Annotated in this window: 16 protein-coding genes; all 16 read right to left on the bottom strand. The window is 68.9% G+C overall.

Translation table 11 applies throughout. From position 1 onward, the window contains the following. Positions 1 to 4 precede the first annotated feature (4 nt). A complete protein-coding gene (gene nuoK, locus ACZ3I4_RS00520; protein ID WP_015618499.1) occupies positions 5 to 304 on the bottom strand; it encodes an NADH-quinone oxidoreductase subunit NuoK in 300 nt (99 codons plus the stop codon). After that, a complete protein-coding gene (locus ACZ3I4_RS00515) occupies positions 301 to 1,044 on the bottom strand; it encodes an NADH-quinone oxidoreductase subunit J (protein ID WP_465379697.1) in 744 nt (247 codons plus the stop codon). Before ACZ3I4_RS00515 ends, nuoK begins: the two co-directional genes overlap by 4 nt. After that, the gene (gene nuoI, locus ACZ3I4_RS00510; protein ID WP_465379696.1) at positions 1,044 to 1,691 is read right to left on the bottom strand and encodes an NADH-quinone oxidoreductase subunit NuoI; all 648 of its coding nucleotides are present in this window, start codon (positions 1,689 to 1,691) and stop codon (positions 1,044 to 1,046) included. Before nuoI ends, ACZ3I4_RS00515 begins: the two co-directional genes overlap by 1 nt. A gap of 1 nt (position 1,692) precedes the next feature. Continuing rightward, positions 1,693 to 3,072: an NADH-quinone oxidoreductase subunit NuoH gene (nuoH, locus tag ACZ3I4_RS00505; RefSeq protein ID WP_465379695.1), complete on the bottom strand. Its 1,380-nt coding sequence runs from the start codon at positions 3,070 to 3,072 to the stop codon at positions 1,693 to 1,695. A gap of 64 nt (positions 3,073 to 3,136) precedes the next feature. Continuing rightward, a complete protein-coding gene (locus tag ACZ3I4_RS00500; RefSeq protein WP_465379694.1) occupies positions 3,137 to 5,617 on the bottom strand; it encodes an NADH-quinone oxidoreductase subunit G in 2,481 nt (826 codons plus the stop codon). Further along, the gene (nuoF, locus tag ACZ3I4_RS00495) at positions 5,617 to 6,933 is read right to left on the bottom strand and encodes an NADH-quinone oxidoreductase subunit NuoF (RefSeq protein ID WP_465379693.1); all 1,317 of its coding nucleotides are present in this window, start codon (positions 6,931 to 6,933) and stop codon (positions 5,617 to 5,619) included. Before nuoF ends, ACZ3I4_RS00500 begins: the two co-directional genes overlap by 1 nt. Beyond that, positions 6,930 to 7,952 carry an NADH-quinone oxidoreductase subunit NuoE gene (gene nuoE, locus ACZ3I4_RS00490; protein ID WP_465379692.1) on the bottom strand — a complete coding sequence of 341 codons (1,023 nt, stop codon included), beginning with the start codon at positions 7,950 to 7,952 and terminating at the stop codon, positions 6,930 to 6,932. Before nuoE ends, nuoF begins: the two co-directional genes overlap by 4 nt. Then, positions 7,953 to 9,278, bottom strand: a complete 1,326-nt coding sequence (locus ACZ3I4_RS00485; protein ID WP_465379691.1) for an NADH-quinone oxidoreductase subunit D — start codon at positions 9,276 to 9,278, stop codon at positions 7,953 to 7,955. It lies immediately after the preceding gene. Next, entirely contained in the window at positions 9,275 to 10,000 is a 726-nt protein-coding gene (locus tag ACZ3I4_RS00480) for an NADH-quinone oxidoreductase subunit C (RefSeq protein WP_465379690.1), read from the bottom strand. The genes ACZ3I4_RS00485 and ACZ3I4_RS00480 overlap by 4 nt, the downstream gene beginning before the upstream one ends. After that, positions 9,997 to 10,665 carry a NuoB/complex I 20 kDa subunit family protein gene (locus ACZ3I4_RS00475; RefSeq protein WP_465379689.1) on the bottom strand — a complete coding sequence of 223 codons (669 nt, stop codon included), beginning with the start codon at positions 10,663 to 10,665 and terminating at the stop codon, positions 9,997 to 9,999. The genes ACZ3I4_RS00480 and ACZ3I4_RS00475 overlap by 4 nt, the downstream gene beginning before the upstream one ends. A gap of 6 nt (positions 10,666 to 10,671) precedes the next feature. Next, positions 10,672 to 11,037: an NADH-quinone oxidoreductase subunit A gene (locus ACZ3I4_RS00470; protein ID WP_221379813.1), complete on the bottom strand. Its 366-nt coding sequence runs from the start codon at positions 11,035 to 11,037 to the stop codon at positions 10,672 to 10,674. Positions 11,038 to 11,107: 70 nt separating this feature from the next. Continuing rightward, entirely contained in the window at positions 11,108 to 12,403 is a 1,296-nt protein-coding gene (locus ACZ3I4_RS00465; protein WP_465379688.1) for a geranylgeranyl reductase family protein, read from the bottom strand. Positions 12,404 to 12,501: 98 nt separating this feature from the next. Beyond that, positions 12,502 to 12,771, bottom strand: coding sequence for a hypothetical protein (locus tag ACZ3I4_RS00460; RefSeq protein WP_465379687.1), 270 nt, complete (start codon positions 12,769 to 12,771; stop codon positions 12,502 to 12,504). Positions 12,772 to 12,828: 57 nt separating this feature from the next. After that, positions 12,829 to 13,575, bottom strand: a complete 747-nt coding sequence (locus tag ACZ3I4_RS00455; RefSeq protein WP_465379686.1) for a demethylmenaquinone methyltransferase — start codon at positions 13,573 to 13,575, stop codon at positions 12,829 to 12,831. A 226-nt stretch (positions 13,576 to 13,801) separates the two neighbouring features. Continuing rightward, on the bottom strand, positions 13,802 to 15,043 hold the full coding sequence (mqnC, locus tag ACZ3I4_RS00450; RefSeq protein WP_465379685.1) for a cyclic dehypoxanthinyl futalosine synthase: 1,242 nt from the start codon (positions 15,041 to 15,043) through the stop codon (positions 13,802 to 13,804). A gap of 33 nt (positions 15,044 to 15,076) precedes the next feature. After that, positions 15,077 to 15,814, bottom strand: a complete 738-nt coding sequence (locus ACZ3I4_RS00445) for a TetR/AcrR family transcriptional regulator (RefSeq protein WP_465379684.1) — start codon at positions 15,812 to 15,814, stop codon at positions 15,077 to 15,079. Positions 15,815 to 15,965 lie beyond the last annotated feature (151 nt).

Below are 15,965 nucleotides of genomic sequence, written 5' to 3'. Positions count from 1 at the left end.
CCCTTTAGTACTTCAGAAGGTTCGCGTCGTCGACGCTCGCCGAGCGCCGCGTACGGAAGATCGACATGATGATCGCGAGACCCACCACGACCTCGGCGGCCGCGACGACCATCACGAAGAACGAGATGATCTGGCCGTCCAGGCTGCCGTTGATCCGGCTGAAGGTGACCAGGGCGAGGTTCGCGGCGTTGAGCATGAGCTCGATGCACATGAACAGCACGATCGCGTTGCGGCGGACGAGCACCCCGGCGGCGCCGATGGTGAACAGGATCGCCGCGAGCACCAGGTAGTAGTCGGGTGTCACTTGTCAGTTCCCTTCGGTGCCGCCTCGTCCGCCGTCAGCTCACGGATGGGCAGGATCGCGGAGATGCTGCGCTCGGCGCCGTTGCCGTCGGGCAGTCGCGCGGGCGCGGCGACCGACATGGTGTTGGCGTAGACGCCGGGGCCGGCCTTGGGACCGGGGTAGTTGCCGGGCCGGAACCGCTCCTTCATCCGCGTCAGCTGGTCGGCCGCGTCCTCCTTGGCCCGCTCGACGTGCGCCAGCATCATCGCGCCGACCGCGGCGGTGATCAGCAGCGCCGAGGTGATCTCGAAGGCGAAGACGTACCGGGTGAACAGCAGCGCGGCGAGCCCCTCGACGTTGCCGTTCGCGTTGGCCTCGGTCAGCCCGGCGGCGGGGACGTCGCCCATCGCGCGGGCCAGTCCGGCGCCCATCAGCGCGGCCAGACCGACGCCGAGCACGATCGCGGCGACCCGCTGGCCGCGGAGCGTCTCGATCAGCGAGTCCGACGCGTCCCGGCCGACCAGCATCAGCACGAACAGGAACAGCATCATGATCGCGCCGGTGTAGACGATGATCTGCACCGCGCCCAGGAACGGCGCCGAGTTGACCACGTACAGGAAGCCCAGGCAGAGCATCGTGACGACGAGCCACAGCGCGGAGTGGACCGCGTTGCGGGCCAGCACCATGCCGAGGGCCCCGATCACGGCGAACGAACCGAGGATCCAGAAGGCGACCGCTTCACCGGTGGACACGTGGTCCATCACACGGCCTCCTTCGCGCTCTGGCCCGGACGGCGCAGCGTGCCCGCGGTCTCGGGCCGGTCCTCCGAACCGGTCGCGGTCGACGCGTCCTCCGTGCCCGAATCCGACCACGGCGCCCGCTCCGCGCCGGCCGAGGTGCCCGGGTTGGTCAGCGCGCCGACGTAGTAGTCCTTGTCGGTCTCGCCCAGGCGCATCGGGTGCGGCGGCTGCTCCATGCCTTCGAGCAGCGGGGCCAGCAGTTCCTTCTTCGTGAAGATCAGGTCCTGCCGGCTGTCGCGGGCCAGCTCGTACTCGTTGCTCATGGTCAGCGAACGGGTCGGGCAGGCCTCGATGCAGAGCCCGCAGAAGATGCACCGGGCGTAGTTGATCTGGTAGATCCCGGCGTAGCGCTCCCCCGGCGAGTAACGCTCCTCGTCGGTGTTGTTGGCGCCCTCGACGTAGATCGCGTCGGCCGGGCAGGCCCAGGCGCACAGCTCACAGCCGATGCACTTCTCCAGGCCGTCCGGGTGCCGGTTGAGGATGTGCCGGCCGTGGTAGCGCGGGGCCGGCGTCGGCGGCTTGAACGGGTAGTCGGTCGTGATGACCTTGCGGAACATGTGCGCGAAGGTCACACCGAAGCCCTTGAACGAGCCCGTGAACGTCCCCACGTCACACCTCCTTGTCTTCGGGAGTGGGCGAGGAGTCGCCGCCGACCGTGGCCGGGGCGCGTTCGGCCACTGCCCGGCGGGCACGTGGACTGGGGGGAACTTGAAGATCCATTGGTGGCACCGGGAAACTGCCCGGTGGTCGCGAGGCCAGCTCCTCCTCGATGGAGAGCTGCCTCGGCTTCCGAGCGGCCGGCCAGAGCATGGCGACCAGCAGGATCACGACCACGATGCCGACGATCGAGAACCACTTGGCCTGCTGCGAGAGCTCGTTGTTGGCGACCTTGACGTAGCTCAGGAAGAGGATCCACACCAGGTTGACCGGGATGAGGACCTTCCAGCCGAACCGCATGAACTGGTCGTAGCGCATCCGGGGCAGGGTGGCCCGCAGCCAGATGAAGCCGAAGAGCAGCAGCAGCACCTTGCCGAAGAACCAGATCAGCCCGAAGTAGCCGGAGTTCGCGCCCTCCCAGATCCACGTGATCGGCCACGGGGCCCGCCAGCCACCGAGGAACAGCGTGGTGGCGAAGGCCGAGACGGTGATCATGTTGATGTACTCGGCCAGGAAGAACAGCGCGAACTTGAACGACGAGTATTCGGTGTGGAAGCCACCGACCAGCTCGGACTCCGCCTCGGGCAGGTCGAAGGGCGCGCGGTTGGTCTCGCCGACGGCCGCGATGCAGTAGATGACGAAGCTGGGCAGCAGCAGAACGGCGTACCAGCTCGGGGTCGTCACCTCCCAGCCGAAGAGGTTGACCGGGTTGCCGTGCGCCTGGGCGGCGACGATCTGCGACGTGCTCATCGTGCCGGCCGTCATGAACACCGCGACGATCGACAGACCCATGGCGACCTCGTACGAGATCATCTGGGCGCTCGACCGCAGACCACCCAGCAGGGGGTAGGTCGAGCCGGACGCCCATCCGGCCAGCACGACGCCGTAGACGGCCATCGACGAGCAGGCCAGCAGCACGAGCACCGAGACCGGCACGTCGGTGAGCTGCAGCGCGGTCTGCCGGCCGAACATGTTGACGACGCCGCCGAACGGGATGACCGAGAACGCCGTGAAGGCGACCGTCGCCGAGATCACCGGAGCGATGAAGTAGACGACCTTGTCGGCCGTCTTCGGGATGATCTCCTCCTTGAACGGCAGCTTGACGCCGTCCGTGAGGCTCTGCAACCAGCCCCAGGGCCCGACCTGGTTGGGGCCCGGCCGAACCGCCATCCGGGCCACGACCTTGCGCTCGTAGACGATCGTGAAGAGCGTCAACAGGAGCAGCAGGACGAAGACGCCGAGCAGCTTGATCAGCGAGATCCACCAGATGTCGTTCTCGAACGTCTGCAGCGTCGGGTCGACGGCATGGGCCGCGAGAATCGACGTTTTCATGCTGCACCCCCGTTGTCATGCCGTTCCGGCCGTGCGCTTGCTTCGCTCAATCCGCTGCAAGCGGTCATGACGCAACCTCCGACGACGCGAGGATCGGGCCGCTGCGCCCGGCCGACAGCCGGACGACCGCACCCGCGGTCACGCCGAGGCTGCGACCGACGGTCGAGCCGGGCGAGTTGGTGGGCACCCACACCACACCGGCCGGCAGGTCGGTGATGGCGGCGGGCAGGGTGATCGCGCCGTGGTCGGTGCCGACGGTGATCGCGTCGCCGTCGACCACGCCGAGCGACTCGGCCAGCCCCTTGCCGATCCGCGCGACCGGCGGCCGGGCGGTGCCGGCCAGCGCCGCGTCGCCCTCGAGCAGCGAGCCCTGGTCGATCGCGTAGCGCCAGGTGGCCAGCACGGCCTCGTGCTCGCCGAGCGCGGGCAGCGCCGACGACGAGACCGTGGGAGCGGCCGGGCGGGCCGCCTTGCTCAGCGGCATCGCACCCAGCTCACGGCGGATCGTCATCACGTCGCCGGTGGCGAGCGTGGTGTCCATGAGCGCGGCGACCGCCTCGAGCACCCGGCCGTCGGTCATCGCCGTGCTCGGCAGGACCGTGCCGAAGGACCGCAGCCGGCCCTCCCAGTTCAGGTAGGTGCCGGACTTCTCGGCGGCCGGGGCGATCGGAAGGACCACGTCGGCGCGGCGGGTGACCGCGCTGTGCCGGATCTCGACGCTGACCACGAAGCCGACGTTGTCGAGCGCCTGCTCGGCCAGTCGCGGGTCGGACAGGTCACCCGGGTCGACCCCGGCGACCAGCAGGCCACCGAGCTCGCCGGCGGCAGCCGCCGCGACGATGCCGTCCGTGTCACGACCCGGGCCGCTGGGCAGGGCGCCGGCCTCGACGTCCCACGCCAGCGAGAGCTCGGCGCGGGCCGCCGGGTCGTTGACCGGGCGGCCGCCGGGCAGCAGGTTGGGCAGGCAGCCGGCGTCGATCGCGCCGCGGTCGCCGGCCCGGCGGGGCACCCACGCGAGGCGGGCGCCGGTGCGGGCGGCCAGGGCGGCCGCGGCCGAGAGACCACCGGGCACGGTGGCCAGGCGCTCACCGACGAACAGCAGCGAGCCGGGCGCGGACAGCGCGGCGGTCAGCGCCGGGTCTCCGGCCAGCAGCCGGGCCTCGTCGCCGGGCACCGCCTCGACCAGGGCGGCGCCGAGCTTCTCGAAGCCCCGCGTGAGGAACGGCGCGACCGCGGTGACCTGCAGCTTCTTGCGGCTGTGAGCCTTGCGGAGCCGCAGGAACAGGATCGGGCACTCTTCCTCGGGCTCGAGCCCGACGATCACGGCCGACGGGGCGTTCTCCACGTCGGCGTACGTGACGTCGGAGATCCCGGCGACCGAGGCGGCCAGGAAGTCGGCCTCCTCGGCGCTGAGCGGGCGGGCCCGGAAGTCGATGTCGTTGGTGCCGAGGGCGACCCGGGCGAACTTCGCGTACGCGTACGCGTCCTCCACCGTGAGCCGGCCGCCGGTCAGCACGCCGACGCCGCCCCGGGGCTTGGCCGCGGCCAGCCCCTCGGCCGCCGCCAGCAGGGCCTCGCTCCAGGACGCCTCACGCAGCTGACCGGTCTCGGGGTCGCGCACCAGCGGGTTCATGATCCGGTCGTTGGCGACCTGGTACTGGAAGCCCCAGCGGCCCTTGTCGCAGTTCCACTCCTCGTTCACCGCCGGGTCGTCACCGGCCAGGCGGCGCAGCACCTTGCCGCGGCGGTGGTCGGCCCGCATCGAGCAGCCGGCCGCGCAGTGCTCGCAGGCGGTCGGCGTCGAGACCAGGTCGAACGGACGGGCCCGGAACCTGTACTGCTCGCCGGTGAGCGCGCCGACCGGGCAGATCTGGATCGTGTTGCCCGAGAAGTACGAGTTGAAGGCGACGTCGCCCTCGCCCTCGCCGACCTGGCCGTCACCGGTGCCGGCGCCGCCGAAGAAGTCGTCGCGGTACACGTTGATCTGCTCGCCGGACGAGCGGTCCATCAGGTCGATGAACTTGTCGCCCGCGATCTCCTCGGAGAAGCGCGTGCAGCGCTGGCACAGGATGCAGCGCTCGCGGTCGAGCAGCACCTGGCTGGAGATGTGGATCGGCTTCTCGTACTCGCGCTTGTGCTCCTTGAAGCGCGAGTCGGCCCGTCCGTTGCTCATGGCCTGGTTCTGCAGCGGGCACTCGCCGCCCTTGTCGCAGGTCGGGCAGTCGAGCGGGTGGTTGGCCAGCAGCAGTTCCATCACGCCGCCCTGCGCCTTGGCGGCCACCGGCGAGGTGAGCTGGGTCTTGACCACCATGCCCTCGGCCACCGTCTGGGTGCACGAGGCGACCGGCTTGCGCTGGCCCTCGATGTCGACCAGGCACTGGCGGCAGGCGCCGGCCGGGGCGAGCAGCGGGTGGTCGCAGAACCGCGGGATCGCGATGCCCATCCGCTCGGCGACCCGGATGACCAGCTCGCCCTTCTCGGCGGTCACCTGGATGCCGTCGATGGTGAGCGTGACGGTGTCGGTTTGCTTGGCAACGTCCGTCATCAGTGCGCTCCAACCAGAGCCTTGGCGGACAGCCGCGGAGCGGTCCGGCCCTCGATGTAGTCCAGGTAGTCCTGGCGGAAGTACTTGAGCGTCGACATCACCGGCGTCGCGGCGCCGTCGCCGAGACCGCAGAACGACCGGCCGAAGATGTTGTCGGCCGTGTCCTGCAGGGTGTCGAGGTCGGCGTACGTGCCCTCGCCGGAGAGGATCCGGCGGTAGGTCCGCACCATCCAGTAGTTGCCCTCGCGGCACGGGGTGCACTTGCCGCACGACTCGTGGTGGTAGAACTCCAGCCACCGCCAGGTCGAATAGACCGGGCAGTCCTGGTCGCTGAAGATCTGCATCGCGGTGGTGCCCAGGATCGACCCGGCCGCGGCCACGCCCTCGAAGTCCATCGGGGTGTCGATGTGCTCGGCCGTGAGCAGCGGGGTGGACGATCCGCCCGGGGTCCAGAACTTCAGGTTGTGCCCGGGCTTCATGCCGCCGGCCAGCTCGATCAGCTCGCGCAGCGTGATGCCGAGGCCGCATTCGTACTGGCCGGGGTTGGCGATGCGGCCGGACAGCGAATAGATCATCGGGCCCGACGACTTCTCGGTGCCCATGCTCTTCCACCAGTCGGCCCCGCCGAGCACGATGTACGGCACGCTCGCGATGGTGCCGACGTTGTTGACCACCGTCGGGCTGGCGTACAGGCCCGCGATGGCCGGGAAGGGCGGGCGGAGCCGGGGCTGGCCGCGGAAGCCCTCGAGCGAGTCGAGCAGCGCCGTCTCCTCGCCGCAGATGTACGCGCCCGCGCCGCTGTGCACGACCAGTTCCAGGTCGAAGCCCGAGCCCAGGATGTTCGTGCCGAGGTAGCCCTTGGCCCGGGCCTCCTCGACGGCGTTGCGCAGGCGGCGCGCGGCGTGCACGGCCTCGCCGCGGATGTAGATGAACGCCCGGTTCGCGCGGATCGCGTACGAGGCGATGATCGCCCCTTCGATCAGCGAGTGCGGGTCGTACGTCATCAGGGGCAGGTCCTTGCAGGTGCCCGGCTCGCCCTCGTCCGCGTTGATCACGAGGTAGTGCGGCTTGCCGTCGCCCTGCGGGATGAAGCCCCACTTGAGGCCGGTCGGGAAGCCCGCGCCGCCGCGGCCGCGCAGACCCGAGTCCTTGATCAGCTGGATCAGGTCGTCGGGGTGGACGTCGAGGGCCTTGCGCAGGGCCGCGTAGCCGTCGAGACGCTCGTAGGTGCCGATCGTCCAGGCGTCCGGCGACAGCCAGCGCTTGGTCAGGACGGGGGTCAGCTTCTGGAGAACCTCACGCCGTGGCTGAGTCACTTCGCCTCCTCGGTACGGGCGGTGTCCCCGGCGGGTTTGCCGTCGCCGGCAGGCTGGTTGGACGCGCTGCCGGCGGCCTCGGCCGGGTTCGACGGCACGGGCTTCTTCTCGTCGGTCGTCCCGGTCTTGTCGGGCGTGCTCGCGTCGGGGTTGCGCTGCTCCGCCGTACGGGTCTGTGGGTCCTTGACGTCACCGGACCTGGTCGTCTTGCCCGCGTGCCCGGAGGTGACATTGCCGACGGCACTCTTGACCTTGTCGACCACCGTGGCGACCTTGCCGCGGCTCTCCTCGCGGGGAGACGGCTTCGTCTTGGTGATCGGCGTGTCCAGGTTGAAGTTCGCGACCGCGACCCCGTGTTCCTGGGCCAGCGTCACGCCGCGCAGCGTCGGCGCCCCGGCCACACCGTCGGCCACCGCACCGTCGCGCGGGTCGGCGAACCCGGCCAGCTGGACCTGCATCTCCTTGAGCGAGCAGATGCGGGCGCCCCGGCTGGGGGTGGGACGCTCGCCGTTGCGGAGCTGCTCGACCAGGCCCACCGCCGCCTCCGGGGTGGCCTCGTCGATCGCGAAGTCGTAGTTGACCGTCACGACCGGCGCGTAGTCGCAGGCGGCCAGGCACTCGGCGTGCTCGAGCGTGATCCGGCCGTCGGCCGTGGTCTCGTCGTGCCCGACGCCGAGGTGCTCGGACAGCTCGTCGTACACCTCTTGCCCGCCCAGCGTGTTGCAGAGCGTGTTGGTGCAAACGCTGACCAGGTATTCACCGGTCGGCCGGCGCTTGTACATCGTGTAGAACGTGGCGACCGCGCCGACCTGGGCCTTGTTGATGCCGAGCACTTCGGCACAGAACGCGACGCCGGTCGGGCTGACGTGCCCCTCCTCGGTCTGCACGAGGTGCAGCAGCGGCAGCAGCGCCGAGCGGCTGCGGTCCTCCGGGTAGCGGGCGATGATCTCTAGAGCCTGCGGAAGCAGGCCCGCCAGCGCAGCGGCGGCCGGGGAGAATTCCACCGTGGTATCGGACATTTAGCGGTCACACCCACCCATCACAGGGTCCAGGGACGCGCCACCGGCGATCACATCGGCCAGCAGTGCGCCTTCGGCCATCGCCGGGATGGCCTGCAAGTTGACGAAGCTCGGATCGCGATAGTGCACCCGGTAAGGATGGGTGCCGCCGTCCGAGACCGCATGGACGCCCATTTCGCCGCGCGGATGCTCGATGCCGACGTACACCTGGCCCGGCGGGACCCGGAAACCCTCGGTCACGAGCTTGAAGTGGTGGATCAGGGCCTCCATCGACTGGCCCATGATCTTGGCGACGTGCTCGAGCGAGTTGCCGAGCCCGTCGACACCCATCGCCAGCTGGGACGGCCACGCAATCTTCTTGTCGGCGATCCAGATCGGGCCCGGGCGCAGCCGGTCGAGGGTCTGCTCGATGATCTTGAGCGACTCCTTGATCTCGGCCAGTCGCACCTGGTAGCGGCCCCAGACGTCGGCCGTCGTCGCGGTCGGCACGTCGAACTCGTAGTTCTCGTAGCCGCAGTACGGCATCGTCTTGCGCAGGTCCCAGGCCAGGCCGGTCGAACGCAGGACGGGGCCGGTAATGCCCAGCGACAGGCAACCGGTGACGTCGAGGACGGCCACACCCTGGGTCCGCTGCTGCCAGATCACCTGACCCGAGAGCATGTCCTCGTATTCCTTGAGCTTCTTCGGCAGGTACTTGAGGAAGTCGCGGATCTTGCGGATCGCGGACTCCGGAAGGTCCTGCGAGAGGCCGCCGGGACGGATGTAGCCGTTGTTCATACGCAGGCCGGAGGTCTCCTCGAAGATGTCGAGGATGTACTCCCGCTCCCGGAAGCCGTACAGCATCATCGAGATCGCGCCCAGCTCCATGCCGGTGGTCGCCAGCCAGACCAGGTGCGACGCGATGCGCTGCAACTCCATGAACATGACGCGGATCGTGGTGGCCCGCTCGGTGATCTGATCGGTGATGCCGAGCAGTTTCTCGACCGCGAGGCAGTAGCCCGCCTCGTTGAACATGTTGGACAGGTAGTCCATGCGGGTCACGAACGTGACGCCCTGCGTCCAGTTGCGGTATTCGAGGTTCTTCTCGATGCCCGTGTGCAGGTAACCGACGACCGGCCGCACCTGCTGGACCGTCTCGCCCTCGAGCTCGAGCACGAGGCGCAGCACGCCGTGGGTCGACGGGTGCTGGGGACCCATGTTGACGACGATCTTCTCGTTGCTGAGCGGGTCGACCGAGTTGGTGACGCTGTCCCAGTCGCCGCCGGTGACCGTGAAGACGCGGCCCTCGGTGGTCTCGCGCTCGCTCGCGTATCCGGACTGTGTCATTGGTAGACCCTCCGCTGGTCAGGAGGCGGAATCTCGGCGCCTTTGTATTCGACGGGGACGCCGCCGAGCGGGTAGTCCTTACGCTGCGGGTGACCTTCCCAGTCGTCCGGCATGAGGATCCGGGTGAGGTTGGGGTGGCCGGGGAAGACGACGCCGAACATGTCGTAGACCTCCCGCTCCTGCCAGTCGGCCGTCGGGTAGACGGCGGTCACCGACGGCACCGGCACGCCGTCGGGCACGGCCACCTCGAGCCGGACCCGTCGGCGATAGGTCATCGAGGTGAGCTGGTAAGTCACGTGGAACCGGGCCGGATCGCTGTTCAGGTAGTCCACGGCGTCGACCGACGAGCACAGCTCGAAGCGCAGCGACTCGTCGTCCCGCATGATCTGCACGACCTCGGCGATGCGTTCCGGCTTGATGTGCAGGGTGAGCTCGCCGCGGTCGACGACCACCTTCAGGATCGCGTCGCCGAAGCCCGGGTACGCCTCCTCGAGCGCGTCCGTGACCTCGTCGAAGTACCCCCCGTACGGCTTCGGGGTCCCGACGATCTCGGCATGCCGGCGCACCAGGCCACCGAAGCCGGAGACGTCGCCGGTTCCGGTGATGCCGAACATGCCCTTCTGCGGGCTGGCCGGGGTCTGGGCGGGCGCGTCGATGTCGGCGCCGGCCGGGTCGGAACTGGCCGGCACGCCGCCGGTGGCGTTGTTGGGCTCGACGGTCACTTGCCCTCCCGGAGGTGCGGCTGCAGCTTCATCCAGTTCTCGATGCGCAGCTGTTCCTCGCGGCCTTCCTTGACCGCCTGGGTCCACTCCGCACGCCGGACCTTGTCGACCCGGTACGACGAGGGCATCGCGCCCGGCGCCACGATCGGCATCTTGCCCTCGGCCTTGCGGGCCTCGAGCATCTTGCGGCCGTTGGGGCCGAGCGGCTGGGCCATGACCTTCTCGCGCATCTTGAGGATGGCGTCGATCAGCATCTCGGGCCGCGGCGGGCAGCCGGGCAGGTAGATGTCGACCGGGACGATGTGGTCCACGCCCTGCACGATCGCGTAGTTGTTGAACATGCCGCCGGACGAGGCGCACACGCCCATCGAGATGACCGAGCGGGGCTCCGGCATCTGGTCGTAGATCTGGCGGACGACCGGCGCCATCTTCTGGCTCACCCGGCCCGCGACGATCATCAGGTCGGCCTGGCGGGGCGAGGCCCGGAAGACCTCCATGCCCCAGCGGCCCAGGTCGTAGTGCGGGCCACCGGCGGCCATCATCTCGATGGCACAGCAGGCCAGGCCGAACGTGGCGCCCCAGAACGAGGACTTACGCGCCCAGTTCGAGACCTTCTCGACGGAGGTGAGCAGGATTCCCGCAGGGAGTTTCTCTTCGATACCCATGACGCATCAGTCCCAGTTGAGTCCGCCACGCCGCCACACGTACGTGTAGGCGATGAAGACGGTGACGATGAACAGGACCATCTCGACGAACCCGAACAGCCCGAGCGCTCCGAAGGAGACGGCCCACGGGTACAAGAAGATGGTCTCGATGTCGAAGATGATGAAGAGCATCGCGGTCAGGTAGAACTTGACCGGGAACCGGCCACCCCCGACCGGCTGCGGCGCCGGCTCGATGCCGCACTCGTACGCGTCGAGTTTGGCGCGGTTGTAGCGATGCGGGCCGACGATCGGCGCGATCGACACCGAGAACAACGCGAAGAGCGCGCCGAGGATCAGTAACCCGACGATCGGGACGTATGGGTTTACCGTCATCGTTTCTCCTGCTCGACTATTAGCCAGTTAACACTATTAGTCCGAATTGTCGGTGTCGGTCGCGGGGTGCTCATACGGCCGGCGCGACCTTCGTGAGGCCGTTGATGATCCGATCCATGCTGTCGCCGCCGCGCGGGTCCGTGAGGTTGGCCAGCAGTTTCAGAACGAACCGCATCAGGGTCGGATGCGGCATGCCGTGCTTGGTGGCGATCCGCATGATTTGAGGATTGCCGATCAGCTTCACAAATACGCCACCAAGCCGGTAATAACCGCCGAACCGCAGACTGAGTTCGGACGGGTACGCCCGCAGGGCACGTTCGCGGTCGGCGCCGGCCGGGCGGGCGAGCGCCTGAACCGCGACCTCCGCCGCCAGTTCGCCGCTCTCCATCGCGTACGCGATGCCCTCGCCGTTCATCGGGTTGACCATGCCGCCGGAGTCGCCGACCAGCATCAGCCCGCGCGTGTAGTGGGGAACCCGGTTGAAGCCCATCGGGAGCGCGGCGCCCAGGATCGGGCCGTCGGCGTTGGACTCGTCCCGCATGCCCCAGTCGGCCGGCGTCCCGGCCAGCCAGTCGGTCAGCATCGCGCGGTAGTTGGTCTTGCCGAACGCGTTCGAGCTGTTGAGAATGCCGAGGCCCACGTTCACCCTGCCATCCCCCATGCCGAAGATCCAGCCGTATCCGGGGAGAAGGCGTTCGCGGTCGGTCGCGCTGCGCAGCTCGAGCCAGGACTCGAGGTAGTCGTCGTTGGCGCGCACCGGCGAGTGGTAGTAGCGCCGGACGGCCACGCCGAGCGGGCGGTCGTCGCGCTTGGTCAGTCCCATCGCGATCGGCAGCTTGCCCGAGACACCGTCCGCGGCGATCACCAGCGGAGCGCGGAACTCGACGGGCTCCTTGCCCGGGCCCACCTTGGCCTCGACGCCGATCGCGTGGCCGTCGTCGTCCAGCACGGGGCCGGTGACGTTGGTGTTCGTGTGCAGCACGACACCCGCCTCGACAGCCCGCCGGGCCAGCATGTCGTCGAAGTCCAGCCGGGTCCGCACCAGACCGTAGTTGGGGAAACTGGCGAGATCGGGCCAGTCCAGTTCCAGCCGTACGCCCCCACCGATGACCCGCAGACCCTTGTTCTGCAGCCAGCCGGCCTTTTCCGAGGTGTCGATGCCCATCCGCACCAGCTGGCGGACAGCACGCGGGGTCAGCCCGTCGCCGCAGACCTTCTCGCGCGGGAACTCGGTCTTTTCGAGCAGCAGGACTCTGAGCCCGTGCCGCGCCATGTGATAGGCCGCCGCAGATCCTCCCGGACCTGCACCGACGACGATGACATCAGCCTCGTCGGCTATTTGGCCGGATGGTACTTGGTTGCGCACACCACACCTCCGTCTCGCAGCAGCTCGTGAAACAGTTCACAAGCATGCCCAAGTCGGAGTCTAGGACGGCCATTGAAGGTCGTTCTGGTTAGGGGAACCTAACTATTTCGGCCGGGTGAATTGCCCGGCGTGAGTACTCTGTCCGCGGCCTCCCGCGCGTCGCCGTCCAGGTACTCGCGGAAGTTGCCGCCCATCGCCTTGTCCAGCGCGATGATCAGGTTGTCGACCAGCTCCTGAGCCAGGTCGGGATCCTCGGCGGCGACCATCCGCAGGCGAGTGGCCAGTTCGATGCCCCGGCGCTCGCCGGCGTCGCTCTCGTCGATCGCGATGTCGATGTCGGTGTCTTCGAGATGCCCGAAGGTCGTCATAGATCGAGACAAACAGGCCGTACGCCGTTTCGCGGCAAAAGCCGCTTTTATCCCTCTTTAGGCCTTCGTCGCGCGGTGCAGGGCCACCACGCCGCCGGTCAGATTGCGCCAGCCGATCCGGGTCCACGGGCCCGCCGCGGCGATACGCGCCGACAGGGCCGCCTGGTCGGGCCAGGCGCGGATCGACTCGGCGAGATAGACGTACGCGTCGGGGTTGCTCGACACGCTGCGGGCCACCGCCGGGAGCGAGCGCATGAGGTACTGCATGTAGACGGTCCGGAACGGCCCGAACGTCGGGGAACTGAACTCACAGATCACCAGCCGGCCGCCCGGCCGCGTGATCCGGCTCAGCTCGCGCAGGGCGCCCTCGACGTCCACGACGTTGCGCAGCGCGAACGAGATCGTCACCGCGTCGAACGTCTCGTCGGCGAAGGGCAGCTTGAGCGCGTCCCCGGCGACCAGCGGGACCTGGGGGCGTACCCGGCGTCCGGCCTGGAGCATGCCCGTGGAGAGGTCGGCGCCCACCGCGAACGCGCCCGAGCGGCCCAGCTCCTCGGTGGAGATTCCGGTGCCGGCGCCGACGTCGAGCACCCGCTCCCCCGGCCGCAGGCCCAGGGCGGCGCGGGTGGCACGGCGCCAGCCACGGTCCTGCCCGAACGAGAGCACGGTGTTGGTCAGGTCGTACCGCTCGGCCACGCCGTCGAACATCTCGGCGACCTCGTGCGGTTGCTTGTCCAGATCTGCGCGAGTCACGCGGACAACTCTGCCACCCGGACAAACAGATCGGGCGGGATGGTCACCCATCCCGCCCGTCCCTTGTGCGTTATATATACGACCGCCATCGGTCGGGTCCGCGACCATCGCCGGGGCAAACCCGGGTCCGAGTCAGGAAGTTCTCAGGCCTTACGCAGGCAACGTAACCGCCTGTGCAACATCCGCAACAGGGGTTCACAGGGCTCGTTACGAAGGAGCAACCCGCCCTCCACACTTTGGGGAGGGGTACCTGACCGAACGGGCAATGGCGGTACGTCTATTTGGCTTCGACGAGCGGGAGTTGAGCGCGGCCGGCGCCGCCGCCGGGCATCGCGATCGAGGAGAAGTGCGAGACGACGCGGTCGTCGGTCGGGTCGTCGGCCGGGGTGTGGTGCACGGCCAGATGGCGATAGAGCGTGTCGCGCTGCGCCGGGGTGCGGTCGGCCGTCCGGATCATCCAGATCAGCTCGTGCAGGTTGGACCGGTGGCGGGCGCCGGCCGAGGAGATCACGTTTTCCTCGAGCATGATCGAGCCCAGGTCGTCCACGCCCAGGTGCAGCGAGAGCTGGCCGACGTCCTTGCCCGTGGTCAGCCAGGAGGCCTGCAGGTGGGCCACGTTGTCGAAGAACAGCCGGGACATGGCCAGGAACCGCAGGTATTCCATGGTGGTGGCCTGCGTCCGGCCCTTGAGGTGGTTGTTCTCCGGCTGATAGGTCCACGGGATGAACGCCCGGAAGCCGCCGACCTCGTGACCGGTCTCGACGGCGTCGTCGCGGTAGCCGTTGGCGACGGCCAGATCCTGCACGTCGCGGATCATCCGGATGTGCTCGATGCGCTCGGTGTGCGTCTCGCCCGTGCCCATCATCATCGTCGCGGTCGACGAGAGACCGTGGCGGTGCGCGACCGTCATCACCTCGAGCCACCGGGCGCCGCTCTCCTTGAGCGGAGCGATCGCCTTGCGCGGCCGGTCGGGCAGCATCTCGGCGCCGGCGCCGGCGATCGAGTCGAGACCGGCCGCCTTGATCCGGACCACCGCCTCCTCGATCGAGACGCCCGAGACCTTGGCCATGTGCAGGATCTCGCTGGGGCCGATCGAGTGGATCGCGACCTGCGGATAGGCCTGCTTGACGGAGGAGAACAGCTCCTCGTAGTACTCCACTCCGAAGTCGGGATGGTGACCGCCCTGCAGCATCACCTGGGTGGCGCCGAGATCGATGGCCTCGCCGCAGCGGTGCAGGATCTCCTCCATCGGGTGCGACCAGCCCTCCTTGTGCTTGGGGGCACGGAAGAAGGCGCAGAACTTGCACGCGGTGACGCAGACGTTCGTGTAGTTGATGTTGCGATCGATCAGGTAGGTGACGACGCCGTCGGGATAACGACGGCGCCGGACCGTGTCGGCCGCCTCGGCGAGCGCGTGGAACGGCGCCTCCGTATAGATGAGCAGCGCCTCCTCGGGCGTGATCCGCCCGCCGTCGGCGGCTCGCTGCAGGATGCTGTCGATCTCCGGGTTCGCCGTCACGTAGTCGAGGTTACGTCCCCGGATCGCCGGGCGTCAGTCGGCACGTTGCGTGGCGATGAGCACTCCGAGCCCGTCGAGGACCCGTTCCAGACCGAACGCGTACGCGTGATCGGGGTTGATCGCGGCCCCCTGGGCGGCCCCGGCGGCGGCACCCACCCGCGCGGCCGTGGGATAACTCCGCTCGTCGAGGACGACGCTGAGGCGGGGACGGTTCAGCTCCCACCACTCGGCGTCGGTGCCTTCCTGGGTGGCGGCGACGGCCGAGGCCCGGGCCGAGGACTGGACGAAGCCGATCAGGAAGGTGAGCGCGGCGTCGGTGGCCACGTCGTCGAGCCCGCAGCCGTCGAACGCCTTGAGCTCGTGCTCGTACTTCGCCATCAGCCCCGGCCCCAGCGGCGGGCGACCGGCGGGCATCTCCGCGGCCCACGGATGCTCGGCGTAGAGCCGGCGGTTCTCCTCGGCGAGCGCGGCCAGGCGGTCACGCCACGGCTCGTCCGGCCGCTCGACGCGGGTCATCCCCAGGTAGATCCGGTCGAGCATCAGTTCGAGCAGCGTCGCCTTGTCGGGCACGTAGGTGTAGAGCGTCATCGGGACGACGCCCAGCTCCTGGGCCACCCGGCGCATGGTCACCGCCTCGAGGCCCTCGCCGTCGGCCAGCGCGATGCCGGTCTCGACCACCTGGGGCACGCTCAGCCCCTGGCGGCGGCCGCGCCGCTTCTCCACCGCGTCGGGAAACCACAGCAGATCGATGGTGCGTCTGGCCTCGGCCACCGGGTGGCACTCCTTTCTTGTACGACGTATTGTGTACGACGTACAGACATACCGCTTCGTTCCGGGAGGCGCCCGTGCGCAACACCTCGCCCCTAACCGTTTCCCACGTGCTCGCCTCCGGCAAGTTTCGCGCCTCCCCGGGCGCTCAACG

It is taken from the genome of Actinoplanes sp. NPDC021490, from assembly GCF_055562135.1.
Note: the sequence above shows the minus strand (reverse complement) of the source record. Positions and strands in the feature narration are given on the sequence as shown.